This is a genomic window from Ectobacillus antri, assembly GCF_003852715.1.
Classification (GTDB): domain Bacteria; phylum Bacillota; class Bacilli; order Bacillales; family Bacillaceae_G; genus Ectobacillus; species Ectobacillus antri.
Window position 1 is genome coordinate 155,758 of record NZ_RIAV01000005.1, and the last position, 14,735, is coordinate 170,492.

Here is a 14,735-nt window from a genome sequence, read left to right on the forward strand (position 1 = left end):
AACCACTCTTTATTCCCGGTTCAAAAGAAGCGCTCATTGCGCTCATACGTTTTCCTATAAAACGTCCTCTAAAGCCTTATATTGCAGTTTATTAATTTCGAGCTCGTGCAAACTTGTTTGCAGGTGCTTACGTATTAAATATTGCAGGGCTTCTCCCTCTTTTTGTTCAATAAACGCAACCATTCTTTCATGATCCTGTAAGTTGGTAACCTCATCTAAGCTTACATAGTTAAATACACCATACAAGATGAGATATATATTTATTTTTCTAAGCAATGTATCTAATGTCTCAATGAGAAACTTATTTCCCGTTCTTTTTGCAAGAAACAAATGAAATGCTTTATTGATTTTAATATACGTTAGAATGTCCTTTTCTTTATAAGCTTCTCTTTCTCCTATCATCATTTCCTGTAACTCTACAATATCCTGCTTTGTTACATGTTGCAGGGCAAGCGGTACTGCCATACACTCTAGCTCCGTTCGAAATTCAAACGCTTGCATAATCTCTGCGCGTGTAGGCTGCATAACAAAAGCTCCTCGATTTGGAACCATCGTCACAAGCCCTTCCTCCTGCAGCTTTTTGATTGCATTCCGAATCGGTGTTCGACTTACTTTTAATTTATCGGAAATTGTATTCTCAACCAGTTGTGTACCAGGCGCTATCTCTCGGGCTAAGATGGCCATTTTAATCCTTTCATATACTACTTGCTCCATGGACTTTCGCTTATTCATATTATGTCACGGCACCCCTTCGCACATACTTATTTGTACTATGATATCATAAAGAATTGTTATATCATAAAAATTTACTTTGCCGTACTAATATATCTTTGAAAAAGAATCCTTTAAAGTCTAAAAAAAGAACTGACGCTATGGTCAGTTCTTCTGTGCTGCTTCTTCTAAATAAGCAGCAAGCGCTTGTTGCCATTCTCTAAACGGCGTAAAGCCTTCTTTTGTGATACGTTTCTTGCTGAGCACAGAATATTTCGGACGCTGCGCAGGGCGCGGAAATTGCTCCGTAGTAAGCGCAGATACCTTCACATCCATACCTGCCTGTCTAAAGATTTCTTTTGCAAACTCGTACCAAGAACACACGCCTTCATTCGTTGCATGGTAAATACCATAAGCTTCAGATTGCATAAGTTCAATCATAAAGCGTGCTAAATCAACTGTATATGTGGGAGATCCAACCTGGTCATGAACAACACCTATCTCACCGCGTTCTTTACCTAAGCGGATCATCGTTTTCACAAAGTTATTTCCTTTTGTACCAAATACCCATGCAGTACGTACGATAAAATGCTTGTCCGTAATTTGCTGTACAAAGTTTTCACCGGCAAGCTTGGTTTCACCATATACACCAAGCGGTGCTGTAGGTTCATCTACTTCATATGGCACCGTTGCTGTACCGTTAAAAACATAGTCCGTACTTACATATAGTATTTTAGCATCATGTCTTTTCGCTGCTTCAGCTAAATATTTCGCGCCCAAAGCATTTACACGATACGCGTTCTCTTGATCGCTCTCAGCTTGATCCACATTTGTATACGCGGCACAGTGTAGAATTACATCAGGCTTCACGTCATCTATATACGTTTGCACAGCCTGTTCGTCTGTAATATCAAGAGACTCACGGTCTAATGCATAAATTGTATAATTCCCTTGTTGCAACTGCTCGACTACATCTTGACCGAGTTGACCTTTTGCTCCCGTTACAACTACTCTCATTACTCAGCCTCTAGCTTCTTGCCGTATTGTGTTTCAAAATACTCTTGATACTCACCGGAGATAATCTTTTCCCACCAGTCTTTATTCTCTAAGTACCACTGAATTGTTTGCTCGATTCCTGTATCAAAGTTGTATTTTGGCTCCCAGCCAAGCTCTGTACGCAATTTTGTTGCATCAATTGCATAGCGACGATCGTGACCAAGACGATCTTCCACGAATTTAATAAGAGACTCAGGTTTGTTCAAGTGTGCCAAAATTGTTTTTACAATCTCAATGTTTGTACGCTCATTGTTACCACCTACATTGTATACTTCACCGTTGCGGCCTTTGTGAAGAACCAAGTCAATCGCTTGACAATGATCTTCTACATGTAACCAATCGCGAACATTTAAGCCATCTCCGTAAATTGGAAGCTGCTTGTCATGAAGCGCATTGATAATCATCAACGGAATCAGCTTCTCTGGGAAATGGAACGGACCATAATTGTTAGAGCAACGCGTAATGTTAACCGGCAAGCCGAATGTTTCATGATACGCACGTACTAACAAATCTGCACCAGCTTTACTCGCGCTGTATGGGCTGTTTGCTGCAAGTGGTGTTTCCTCTGTAAAGTAACCTGTTTCACCTAACGTGCCATATACTTCATCAGTAGAAACCTGTAGATATTTCTTTACACCGATATTTTTCGCTGCATCTAACAATACTTGTGTGCCTTGCACGTTTGTGCGCACGAAAATATCTGGATTTGTAATACTTCTATCTACATGAGATTCTGCTGCAAAGTTTAATACATAATCAAATTTATACTCTTCAAACAAAGCGTTGATGAAATCGCGATCTGCGATATCACCTTTAACAAATGTATAGTTTGAAGCATCTTCAATGTCTTTTAAATTCTCTAAGTTACCTGCATATGTTAACGCATCTAGGTTCACGATATGATACTGGGGATATTTGTTTACCATATAGCGTACAAAGTTACTGCCGATAAAGCCTGCGCCGCCTGTTACTAATAATTTCATTGTAATCCTCCTATTTCTCGTATACGAAGTTAATCTCTGCTTCTGCTAATACAGGATGCTTTGTATCTTTTTCCGATAAAATTGGGTTGCTTGCTGGCCAATCAATGCCTAGTGCTGGGTCGTTCCAAAGAATACCCGCATCATGCTCAGGAGAGTAGTATTCATCTACTTTGTAGGCAACTGTTGTGTTTGGTACCAATGTGCAGAAGCCGTGCGCAAAACCTTTTGGTACAACAAGCTGACGCTTGTTATGCTCACTTAAAATTACACCTACCCATTGACCATAAGTAGGAGAGCCTTTGCGAATATCAACTGCCACATCATAAATCGCTCCCGTTACACAGCGTACTACTTTTGTTTGTGCCTTCGGATTTAACTGAAAATGTAAGCCGCGTAACGTGCCAACTGGTACAGAAAGGGATTGATTATCTTGGATAAAATCCTGCGTTAGCCCTAATTGTTCAAACAAGTCTTTGTTATAGCTTTCCATAAAATAACCGCGATGGTCACCAAAAACTTTGGGTTCTAAAATGACTACGTCCTCAATTTTTGTTTTGACAATATTCATATTTTCACCTATCTCGTTTGATTTGCAATCTTAATTAAGTATTGACCGTATTGATTTTTCTTTAATGGCTCCGCCAATTCTAGCAATTTTTCTCTAGAGATATAACCCATTTTATATGCGATTTCTTCTAAGCAAGCAATTTTTAACGTTTGACGCTTTTCAATCGTTTCAATAAATTGAGACGCTTCTAATAAAGATTCATGCGTTCCTGTATCTAACCAAGCATAGCCTCGACCTAATAACTCAACATTTAAAGCCCCAAGCTCTAAATATTTTTGGTTAATGTCTGTAATTTCAAGTTCTCCACGTGCTGAAGGCTTAATGCTTTTTGCAATTTCTACTACGCGATTATCGTAGAAATACAAGCCTGTTACTGCGTAATTTGACTTCGGTTTTTCCGGCTTCTCTTCAATAGAAACAGCTTTACCTTCCGCATCAAATTCAACGACACCAAAGCGCTCTGGATCATTTACATAGTAACCGAATACAGTAGCACCTTCTTCACGATGTGCTGCTTTATGCAATAATTGCGTCAAGCCATGTCCATAGAAAATATTGTCGCCAAGCACAAGGGCAACACTATCATCCCCAATAAATTCTTCGCCGATTAAGAACGCTTGTGCCAAACCACCTGGATGCGGCTGTACAGCATATGTAAGTTGAATGCCGAAATCAGAGCCATCACCTAAAATTTGTTCAAAACGCTCAATATCCTGTGGCGTAGAAATAACAAGAATATCTTTAATGCCTGCTAGCATTAAAACAGAAAGTGGATAGTAAATCATAGGTTTATCGTATACAGGTAACAACTGTTTAGAAACAACCTTTGTAAGCGGATAAAGGCGTGTACCGCTACCGCCTGCTAATATAATTCCCTTCATAATTACATCCCATCTCCTTGCAAATTAATTTACCCTTTTCATGGATAAGAGGTGCTTTATACACCGCACCTCACATTATAATGAAACCACACAAATACGAACAACATATATCTTATATTGTAACCATTTAGTAATAATAACTTAACTTTTTAATGCGTAGCTTTATATTGCATAACTGCTTTAATGGTACCTATCCTTCCTTTGAGCTGTTCATTGAAAGAACGCTTTCGCATACCTGTTACATTTCCACCATGGCGAACATATTTCATCAATGGCTTGCGGATATACGCTATTTTACGCTTACTCATCATACAAACCAACGCGATCCATTGGTCATGCATCTCAATAGACTTTGGAAACGGTATGATGTCGCGAACAATCTCTTTTTTAAAGGCCATGCAACACCCAGTAAAGCTATTTTTCACAATATTACCAATCAAGCCCTTTTCACGATTGTTATTATGGACATTCCAAGATTCGTGAATAATTTCACCGTCTCCATCGGTTACATATGCGTCATGCACAACAACGGATGCATTTGTAGCTCTAAATTCATTTACGACTGTTTCTACCTTATTAGCAAGCCACATATCATCTTGATCGCACAAAAAGATAATATCGCCGCGCGATTTTGAGATTGCTTTTTCAAAGCTTTTAATTACACCAGCATTACGCTCATTCACGTAAACCTCGACTCTATTGCCGTAAGTATCTTTGATTACCTGCACTGTATCATCTTTAGAGCAATCGTCCACCACTACGACCTGATCTTGCTCGCTAAGCTGCGATAGCACAGAATTTAATTGCCGAACGATGAAGCCAGCTCCGTTATATGTTGCTATACATACTGATATCATGGACAGAAATCCTTTCTATACTTTTAATAATGTGCGCAACGTATGCAGAGCGATTTTTTTGTTTTTCACAAACAATAACTGCTTTCCTGCTCGCATCATTAATTGCAATCTATATCGTTTTAAAACATGTCGCTTGTATTTTTTATAAAATTTCAGTTCTGAACCTATGATGCTTTTATATCTGTTCAAGGAAACTGTATCATAGTTCATCACAGACAACTCATGCTCGAGAGTCACAGGAGAGACAAGTACTTTATACCCCTCTTCGTACACCTTATAAAAAAACCAATGATCTAAAAAATCTAGTGGGAATTCTTGTGTGAAGCCGCCAATTTTACTGAGAAACGCCATATTTACAGCCGTTCCGGAATTAATAGCCATAACCGGTTGCTCCTGTTTACCTGCAACCGGTTTTTCACCTCGTAAAGGTTGCAACGTATGGCTGAAAACAGGAGAAATCATCGTTCCTTCACACATTACCATCGGTACAACAGCGGCTATTTCATCTCGATTTATCTCTAATTGAAAAAATGTATCTACATACTCTGGTGTTAACTCTGTATCATGATCTAATAGCAACAGCCATTCACTACCATTTTGTTTTGCCTGCTCCCAAGCATACTGATAGGCCTGTGCAATCCCTAGATTTCGTTCATCATGCACATAGGTTATACCTGCGGTAGCAGGAACTTCCTGCGGCTTTAGACTGTTATCATACACAATCAATTCATATTGCCCAGTAAAGTCTTTGTTATTGAGCAATGTCTGTTCCATTGTGACAAAGGTTTTGCTTTCCTGTAGCTTTTGATTGTAGAGGACCATTACAATTGTTGTTTTCATACAAATACCTTCTTTACCTGCATCTATTATGCAGTAGTTTTGATTGATTCCGCTTTACGTTTAGATAATACTAATACGATTAACAAAAAGCCGATTCCCAATGGATTATTAATGAACGGATTAATATTTGTTAAAAGTCCTAGCGCTGCTATACAAGCAAGCAAAGATACATCATTTGTATCAGGAACCCCTTTTTTCACATAATACATATGGTAGTTGTAATATAAAATAAAGCATACGTACAGCCAGAGTGCTAGTCCAATAATTCCTTGCTCCACTAAAATATCCAAGAAGCTCATTTCTATTCCTGTATCACGACCAGCAATTTCTGTTCCATAGCCACTACCAACGACAAAAGCAGGTACACTTTTAAAAACAAGATCTTTAGACGCCAAAATAAAATCAAGACGTGCATTCACACTGACATCATTAATCTCTTGCTCCGCTTTATCGCCTTTCGATGATTCTGTGCCTTCTTCCGTAGGAGCCGCGACATCCTGCCCAAAGCGCTCAATCGTCATGTATTTGTACATAAATGGCACAGCAGCGACAATCATAAGTGATACAGCGATTTTACGCATCATAACTTTAGATTGTACAACTGTCAAAAACTTATTTTTCAAGCCACGGATTGCATCTGTGAATGTTTTAACATCAAGGAACACGATGAACATAATGCCAAACATAAGCGCTAATAAAAAGCCCCTTGTCTCTGACCATACAATTGATATCAAACCCAATACAACATTTGCGATGTCAAGTTTAGAGTGTTTTCTGCTTAATAATGCATTCAAAGAAAGGAATACACCCATTAACACAAAGAAATGACTTTTATAGAACACACTGTGACTCGGTCTAAAAAATAAGTCATCATTCATTACATCATTTAAAAAGTAGTAATAAGAAGCAAAGTTGCTACTAAATACAGTCTTTCCTAATAGAGAAATAACAATTGTAAAAACAGCAACACCTAAAGAAGAATACTTTAAAATGGTAATAATAGTTTCTTTTTCATACCTATCTTTAGAAATGTAATATGCGAGCGGGAAGTACAATGCAAAGAATGCAACCCGAAGAAAATCCATTACAATCACTGATAAGGCATTTCCATTAATAGCACCTATCACTGCACTGACTACAAACCATCCCATTAACATATAGATTGCGATTGCTGTTCTATCAAATAACAAAAATGTATTTACCTTTTTATCAAAAAAGGCTCTGGTTTTTATAATTCTAAACAAGAAAGTCGCAACAACCAAAAGGAATAATACCTGCCGGATCGATAACACACCAAAGTCAATCAGCCTACCGCCACCGCCGACGAAAAGCTCAATAAAAAACACTGTTAACAGCCATTTTTCAAACTTATTCACTAATCCTCTCACTCCTGAAATAAATGTAGCCGAACTTATATTTTATATTTAAAACAGTTTCCAACCCCACTTATCAAAGAATTTATACATAGATTGCATAAAAATTTTAAATAACTTGGAGTTTTTGTGTGCTCCTCTTTCATAGTAATGAATTACTTCGGAAAACGGAGTATACACAACACGCTCGTCTCGCTGTCTAAGTTTTAAGCATAAGTCATAGTCTTCAAAGTACATGAAATAACGATCATCAAAGCCATTTACGCGTTTAAAAGCTTCTCCCCTAACTAGCATAAAGCAACCTGAACCGATACGAATATCAACATTTCTATCATTAGGTAGGTCTCGGCATTCATATGAATGCAGGCGTTTGCTGAACATTTTCTTTACAAACTGGAAAGGGATAAATCTAAGCGCATAATCAAAAACAGAAACGCGGTTACGTACTAAATGTTGCGTCGTTCCGTCTGCATTTAATACCTTAGGTACTAAAAGAGAAATATCACTTTGCTGCTCCATTATTTCCAACATATTTAATAAATCTTGCTTTTTTAAAATAATGTCTGGATTGAAAACAAGGAAGTACTTCTCATCTGCATGCATTAAATTATAATTGTGACCAAAACCAAAACCATTATTTTCATGATAAAATGTAAGATCGACGAGGTCCTTATAAGTTGCTAAACGCTCTTGATATTCTTTTTCTGAATTATTATCAAAGATAACGAACCGAAAACGTTCGTCACCGCCGAACTCTTCTTTAATATTATCTAATACCTTAAAGATATGTTTACTATTGTATGTTACTATACTGACAGCGACCATTGCACCCATTTTTTCACTCTCCTTATATTGAAGCAGAACCTATGATGCTCCTTTTCAAATCATATCTCATGTAACTGTAACAAACGATTTAAAACTAAAATCCCTTACTTATCTTGTATATCTTCATACAAATTTATCATCATAACCACTATAGAGCAGGCGAGTGTTCACTTTACATCCTACATTATGTGAAATACAAATAGAAAACTGTACCTACCCTTTAACAAATTAACATTATAACACTAACTATACCTAATTTGTACACAATATTGACAACTCGCAATTTAGTGTTAGACTTAGTTTTAGGCGGGTGATGACGCCTTATCTGATTCAGAATTTTTTTATTTTTAAATGTCTAATTTTTCAGAATTAGTATATCGATAGTTTAGTAACTGCTTTTCTAAGTAAGTCATTACAAACAAGCAAAAGGAAGACAATTATATGAACATTTCAAGAGAAAACATAAAGAAAAGTAAAAAGAAAACGATTGCACGTATACTATTATTTACTTTGTTTTTTGTAGGGTTATTAGGAGCAGGGTTTGCATATAAGCTATATTTAGACGTTGCAAAAGCTACGGATAAGATGCATAATTCTATATCAAGAACAAAATCCGAAAAGCGTGAAGAAGAACTTGAATTCAAGGAAAAAGACCCTTTTTCTGTGCTTTTGGTTGGTGTAGATGAACGCGAAGGACAAAATTCAAGAACAGATTCCATTCTTGTATTAACTGTAAATCCTCAAATGAAATCAACTAAATTGGTCAGTATCCCAAGAGATACTCGGGCAACCATTGTAGGCATGAATAAAAAGGATAAAATTAACCACGCTTATGCGTATGGCGGCATTGAAGGATCTATATTGACAATAGAAAACTTCTTAGATATTCCTATTGATTACTATATTAAAGTTAATATGGAAGGGTTTCGTGATATTGTAGACGCGGTAGGAGGAATTGACGTCAACAACAAGTTTGCATTCGAACTAGATGGCGTGTATGTCCCGGAAGGAGCTGTTCATTTAGACGGTGAACAAGCTTTGCAGTATGCGAGAATGCGTAAAGAAGACCCTAACGGTGATTTTGGTCGTCAAAAAAGACAGCGTGAAGTCATTCAAAAAATACTAGATAAAGGCGCTAGCTTCTCTTCTTTAACGAAGTATGACAAAGTTCTTAAGGCTTTAGAGCAAAACATTAAAACAAACTTAACCTTTAAAGAAATGATGGATATCCAATCTCATTATAAATCTGCCGCCTTCAACGTAGAACAGATTGAAATTCCTGGAGAAGGTAAAATCATGAATGATGAACTTTGGTATTACAACGTGGAAGAAAAAGACCGTAAAGCGTTATCTAATAAACTTCTAGAGCATCTGCATCTAAATAAATCTGTAGCAAATCAACAAGAAGTGAATACGGCGCAAAAAGATATCATCACAAATGAAAAACAACCATAAAAAGGAATCGGTTGCCCGATTCCTTTTTATTTTCCTCGCCACTTCCAAACATGAATTCCTTTTTTCCATAAGAAAATTGCCATTAAACTTGTCGCAAACGCCTCTGTCAAAACAGCGGTCCATGCAGTTCCATATTGTTTGAACTGAGGAATTAACAGGAACATTAATACAACACTGAAAATACTCGCTGCAATATAAATACGAGATAGCTCTTTTTTGTAATCAAAATTGATCATTGTTAAAATAGCAAATACATTGGCCCAGCCCAATATGAGTGGGAACGCTGATAAAATTTGCAAGATGGGTATAATTTCCTCATATTTAAATACAAGCTCAACAATTTGTGCTGCAAATACACCAACAAACAAGGATAATGTAGCCATAAGTACTGTAACAAGCCAGAATACTTTACGTAACAACGCAATAGCGGCTGTCCTAGATTCTTGTAGTGCTCGACTTAAATGCGGATATACCGTTTGAACAAGGGGAGTGATAATACTCAAAACAGCTTTGACCACTTTTTCCGCACTAGAATAATATCCGACGATGGTATTGCTTGCGAAGAAACCTAATATAAATACGTTGCTTGTCGTATATAAGCTTGTCATGATGTTTGATACAAAAATATGCCAACCTGATTTTAACTGATACATAATATCTTCTTTAGAAGGTTTTACAAAACGAACACCGTGGTGTGATGTAATTACATAAATAGCAATGATGCCAATTGCAATATACCCTAACGAGTTAAAGATAGGTACGTACATAAACTTTGATTCGTCTGTCACAAATACAAAGATACCTAGAGTGAAAATAACCTTAGAAATTGCATTTAAAATTGAGATTGTTTTCATTTTTTCTATCCCTTGAAAAAACCAAATTGGGAACAGAACATTTCCTAACACCATACCGAAAGTTAATATATAAATCATACTGTCCGCTTTGAACTTAGGTACAGTGTAAAGTAACACGATTAATACAATAAAACTGAGCATCATCAATAGCGTTCGCACTAGCATGACTGTAGAAAAGATAACGGAAAGCTTCTTATTATCTTCTCTCGCTAAGGAGATATCTCTTGTTGCTACAAATATGAAGCCATAATCAGTAAATAAGATAAAGTATTGAATAAAAGCTTGGGCAAAATTAATTAACCCCACCCTATCAGGCCCTAATACATGAAGTAAATACGGAATGGTAATAAGAGGTAAAATAAAGTTCAGCCCTTGTACACTTGCTAGGGAAACAAAGTTGGTAACCAATTTCTTTTTAACTGACATTTACTAAACTCCCATATGTAGTTTTGTTACAGGCTATTGTTACGTAATCTAAAAGATAACATATAAAGAATCATTTTCCTAATGGCATGACTTTATTGTGCTATTGATAAAGTTCTTTATCATTGTATAATACGTGCAATAACAAATGCGATAGAAACTTATTGTCCGCTTGGTAATAGATGATCTCTTATCCTAGTTTAATTCATTTTAAGACAATTATCATATTACAACATATTTCAAATTCATATTCTAAAGATTAGAACTTCAGGCTGCAAATCTACTATAATAAACGCTTTCTTATCATCTTTTACACCATTTTTTGCATGTCGCAAAACAACGATTGTCATTTGGAATACTTTATTGTATAGTTTCTCTATTCATTAGCAAATCAAGATATAAAGTATGGAATAGAGAGGGTTACAAGAAATGCTTTTAATTAATATTTTCGTCTTTATCGGCATCATAGCTGCTGCAGTTTCTGGGTCATTGGTAGGAATGAAGAAACGACTAGACTGGTTTGGAGTGATTTGCTTAGCAGTAGCTACAGCTTTAGGCGGTGGTATCATCCGCGATGTAATGATTGGTCATCTCCCTCCTGTCGCATTTATTAAACCGATTTACTTTTTTGTTAGTGTAGGGACGGCTCTTATCACTTGTATTTTTTATGAAAGAATTACGAAATTACAAAATGTTATCATGCTTTCAGATGCAGTAGGTCTTGGTGTGTTCACAGCAGTAGGCGCTAACGCCGCTGTTATGAATCATGTACATGAGCCATTTTTGGTCGTTTCAATGGGCTTAATTACAGGTATTGGTGGCGGTATCTTGCGGGATATTTTCGCAAAAGATATTCCTTATGTATTTCGCAAAGAAGTATATGCAATTGCTTCAATCTTAGGTGCAGTAAGCTTTCTCTTAACATATAATAGTGTATCGCATATATTTGCTCTCTATATATGCTTATTTATCACATTTGTTGTCAGAGTGGTTTCTTTTTATTATAACGTCCATTTTCCTGTACTAAAATCAGACTCTGCTATAGGTGAAGAGGTTAAACATTCGTAGGAACGTGGTGTTGGAGGATACCTTTCTTATTCCATTAACTAAAAAATAATATACACAGTAAAAAATAACGATACTAATCAATTTGATAAATTGAGATCTAAAACTGATTTTTGGAATGTAACCATTGGAAATATTTTAGTATACACATTACTGATTAATTACATCATCCATGTAAATTGAAAATAGCTTAAAACAAAAGAAAATATCCTATCTTTAAAGATAGGATATTTCCTTTTGTTTAATAAAATCTAAAAAAATAAGCGTTTCCTCTTGATTTATGAAAGCCCTTTTATTAGAATAAGATAGTGCAAGCGATTGCACTTATTTGCACAAAAACTTCACGCTATTATTCTAGTTTTTTATTTTTTCTGCATTATGAGAACGTTACCATAAAAGGAGGAACACATATGTCAAAAATGAAACAATTGATTTCATTCGACTTTTGGCAAAAGTTCGGTAAAGCACTGCTTGTTGTAGTCGCTGTTATGCCAGCTGCCGGTCTAATGATTTCTATCGGTAAATTAATTGGAATGTCCGCAGGAGACATTGGTTTTGTACAAACGATTGCACGTATTATGGAGGATATCGGTTGGGGTATTATTGTTAACTTGCATATCCTTTTTGCAGTTGCGATCGGTGGTTCTTGGGCAAAAGATCGTGCGGGCGGTGCATTCGCTGCACTTATCGCATTTGTCTTAACAAACCGTATTACAGGCGCAATTTTCGGTGTATCTGGTGATATGCTAACAAAAGAAGGTGCGACGGTTAAATCTTTATTTGGAACAGAGCTTGTTGTTAAAGATTACTTCACTTCTGTTCTAGGTGCACCTGCTTTAAACATGGGTGTATTCGTTGGTATTATCTCCGGTTTCTTGGGAGCTTCTCTTTATAATAAGTATTACAACTATAGTAAATTACCTAATTCTCTTGCATTCTTTAACGGTAAGCGTTTCGTACCTTTTGTTGTTATCGTAGGTTCTGTTGCGGCAGCACTTATTTTGGCTACTGTATGGCCATTTGTACAAGGTCTATTAAACTCTTTTGGTCGTTGGATCGCAACATCAAAAGATACAGCACCAATTGTCGCACCGTTCGTATATGGAACATTAGAGCGTATTTTACTTCCGTTCGGCTTACACCACATGTTAACGGTACCAATGAACTATACTGAACTTGGTGGTACTTATAAAATTCTAACAGGTGCAAAAGCAGGTCAAATCGTTGCGGGTCAAGACCCACTTTGGTTGGCATGGATTACAGATTTGAACAACCTACTAGATGCAGGTAAAACAGCTGCATACGAGGCTTTGCTTGGCGATGTCCACCCTGCACGTTTTAAAGCGGGACAAGTTATCGGTTCTACTGCAGCACTAATCGGTGCAGCTCTTGCGATGTACATGAACGTTGATAAAGAAAAACGTCACAAATATAAGCCAATGTTCCTTTCTGCAGGTCTTGCCGTATTCTTAACAGGTGTTACAGAGCCAATCGAATTTATGTTCATGTTCGTAGCGCCAGTTCTGTACGTGGTATACGCAATTACAACAGGTTTAGCATTCGCACTTGCCGATATCATTAACCTTCGCGTTCACGCATTCGGTTTCATTGAGTTACTAACAAGAACACCGATGATGGTAAAAGCAGGATTGACAAAAGACTTAATTAACTTTGTCTTCGCATCACTTGCATTCTTTGCATTAAATTTTGGTGTATTCAGCCTATTAATTAAAAAGTTCAATCTTCCTACACCTGGACGTAATGGCAACTACATTGAAGATGAAGCACCTGCTGCATCTGGCAGCAATAATGTAAATGATGGCTCTCTTGCAGCTGACTTAATTCAGTTACTTGGCGGCGCAGACAACATTGAAGATGTAGATGCATGTATGACACGCCTTCGTGTAACCGTAAAAGATCCAAGCGCTGTTGGGTCTGAGAAGGAATGGAAAGATAAAGGCGCATTAGGCCTAATTCTAAAAGACAAAGGTGTACAAGCAATCTACGGTCCAAAAGCAGATGTATTGAAATCTGATATTCAAGACCTTTTAGGAGCATAAAGCGATGAAGCTTTTAACGCTGAATTGTCACTCCTGGCAGGAAGACAAGCAATGGGAAAAGATTCGTGACATTGCGAAAGCAATACATGAAAATCAATACGATGTGATTGCCTTACAAGAAGTAAGTCAATCCATCGACCCTAACATCGAAGCGAAAAATTTCGCTTCGGTTTTGCTTGAAGAATTGCAGCAGCTCGGTACTTCAGAATACGAGTATGTATGGGACTTTGCTCATATCGGCTATGATGTATACGAAGAAGGATTAGCGATTTTAACAAAGCATCCTATCATTGATCAATCTTCTTTCTTTGTTTCAAGAAGCGAAGATACATCCTATTGGAAAACACGTAAGATTGTAGGAGTCACCATCGAATATAAGGGAAAACCGATTTCATTTTATAGCTGCCACCTCGGTTGGTGGGAGGATGAAGAAGAACCTTTCATGTATCAGGCAGACCGTTTGCTTGCACACGTGCAGCAAAACGGAATCTTCTACTTGATGGGCGATTTTAATAACAATGCCTTTATCCGCAGTGAAGGGTACGACTATTTACTCGAAAAAGGCTTATATGATACATTTGCCCTCGCAAAGGAAAAAGACAGCGGGATTACCGTAAAAGGCAAAATTGCCGGCTGGGATGAAAACAAAGCGGACCTTCGCTTGGATTTAATTCTTACAAACAAACCGGTCGCAGTCGAACGTTCAACGGTTATTTTCAATGGGAACAATCGTCCGATTGTGTCAGACCATTACGGAGTTGAAGTGGTCATTACAGATTAAAAG

The 14,735-nt window shown here is 37.1% G+C and carries 14 protein-coding genes; 4 read left to right on the plus strand and 10 right to left on the minus strand.

The window, feature by feature from the left end; genetic code table 11:
- Nucleotides 1-54: 54 nt before the first annotated feature.
- From EEJ45_RS07525 to EEJ45_RS07565, 9 genes are all read right to left on the minus strand, one after another.
- A complete protein-coding gene (locus EEJ45_RS07525) occupies nucleotides 55-732 on the minus strand; it encodes a GntR family transcriptional regulator (RefSeq protein ID WP_124564188.1) in 678 nt (225 codons plus the stop codon).
- Nucleotides 733-876: 144 nt separating this feature from the next.
- Nucleotides 877-1,728 carry a dTDP-4-dehydrorhamnose reductase gene (gene rfbD, locus EEJ45_RS07530; protein WP_124564189.1) on the minus strand — a complete coding sequence of 284 codons (852 nt, stop codon included), beginning with the start codon at nucleotides 1,726-1,728 and terminating at the stop codon, nucleotides 877-879.
- Entirely contained in the window at nucleotides 1,728-2,750 is a 1,023-nt protein-coding gene (gene rfbB / locus EEJ45_RS07535) for a dTDP-glucose 4,6-dehydratase (RefSeq protein WP_124564190.1), read from the minus strand. Before rfbB ends, rfbD begins: the two co-directional genes overlap by 1 nt.
- 10 nt (nucleotides 2,751-2,760) lie before the next feature.
- Nucleotides 2,761-3,318: a dTDP-4-dehydrorhamnose 3,5-epimerase gene (gene rfbC / locus EEJ45_RS07540; protein ID WP_124564191.1), complete on the minus strand. Its 558-nt coding sequence runs from the start codon at nucleotides 3,316-3,318 to the stop codon at nucleotides 2,761-2,763.
- 8 nt (nucleotides 3,319-3,326) lie between these two features.
- Nucleotides 3,327-4,199 (minus strand): glucose-1-phosphate thymidylyltransferase RfbA, encoded by an 873-nt coding sequence (rfbA, locus tag EEJ45_RS07545; RefSeq protein WP_124564192.1) that lies wholly within the window; start codon nucleotides 4,197-4,199, stop codon nucleotides 3,327-3,329.
- A gap of 149 nt (nucleotides 4,200-4,348) precedes the next feature.
- Nucleotides 4,349-5,056: a glycosyltransferase family 2 protein gene (locus EEJ45_RS07550; protein ID WP_164464221.1), complete on the minus strand. Its 708-nt coding sequence runs from the start codon at nucleotides 5,054-5,056 to the stop codon at nucleotides 4,349-4,351.
- 15 nt (nucleotides 5,057-5,071) lie between these two features.
- Nucleotides 5,072-5,896 (minus strand): glycosyltransferase, encoded by an 825-nt coding sequence (locus EEJ45_RS07555; protein ID WP_124564193.1) that lies wholly within the window; start codon nucleotides 5,894-5,896, stop codon nucleotides 5,072-5,074.
- Between the two features lie 26 nt (nucleotides 5,897-5,922).
- A complete protein-coding gene (locus EEJ45_RS07560; RefSeq protein ID WP_124564194.1) occupies nucleotides 5,923-7,272 on the minus strand; it encodes a hypothetical protein in 1,350 nt (449 codons plus the stop codon).
- 48 nt (nucleotides 7,273-7,320) lie between these two features.
- A complete protein-coding gene (locus EEJ45_RS07565) occupies nucleotides 7,321-8,103 on the minus strand; it encodes a glycosyltransferase family 2 protein (protein WP_124564195.1) in 783 nt (260 codons plus the stop codon).
- Between the two features lie 432 nt (nucleotides 8,104-8,535).
- On the opposite strand from EEJ45_RS07565, the gene EEJ45_RS07570 reads away from it, so the two are divergent.
- On the plus strand, nucleotides 8,536-9,549 hold the full coding sequence (locus tag EEJ45_RS07570; RefSeq protein ID WP_124564196.1) for an LCP family glycopolymer transferase: 1,014 nt from the start codon (nucleotides 8,536-8,538) through the stop codon (nucleotides 9,547-9,549).
- Between the two features lie 26 nt (nucleotides 9,550-9,575).
- Here the strand turns inward: EEJ45_RS07570 and EEJ45_RS07575 are convergent, their stop codons facing one another.
- Nucleotides 9,576-10,829, minus strand: a complete 1,254-nt coding sequence (locus EEJ45_RS07575) for a flippase (RefSeq protein ID WP_124564197.1) — start codon at nucleotides 10,827-10,829, stop codon at nucleotides 9,576-9,578.
- A gap of 426 nt (nucleotides 10,830-11,255) precedes the next feature.
- Between EEJ45_RS07575 and EEJ45_RS07580 the strand changes: the two genes are divergently transcribed.
- The 3 genes from EEJ45_RS07580 to EEJ45_RS07590 all read left to right on the plus strand — a co-directional run bounded on the left by EEJ45_RS07580 (nucleotide 11,256) and on the right by EEJ45_RS07590 (nucleotide 14,732).
- The gene (locus EEJ45_RS07580; RefSeq protein ID WP_124564198.1) at nucleotides 11,256-11,894 is read left to right on the plus strand and encodes a trimeric intracellular cation channel family protein; all 639 of its coding nucleotides are present in this window, start codon (nucleotides 11,256-11,258) and stop codon (nucleotides 11,892-11,894) included.
- Nucleotides 11,895-12,310: 416 nt separating this feature from the next.
- A complete protein-coding gene (locus tag EEJ45_RS07585) occupies nucleotides 12,311-13,951 on the plus strand; it encodes a PTS transporter subunit IIBC (protein ID WP_124564234.1) in 1,641 nt (546 codons plus the stop codon).
- 4 nt (nucleotides 13,952-13,955) lie between these two features.
- On the plus strand, nucleotides 13,956-14,732 hold the full coding sequence (locus EEJ45_RS07590) for an endonuclease/exonuclease/phosphatase family protein (protein ID WP_124564199.1): 777 nt from the start codon (nucleotides 13,956-13,958) through the stop codon (nucleotides 14,730-14,732).
- Nucleotides 14,733-14,735 lie beyond the last annotated feature (3 nt).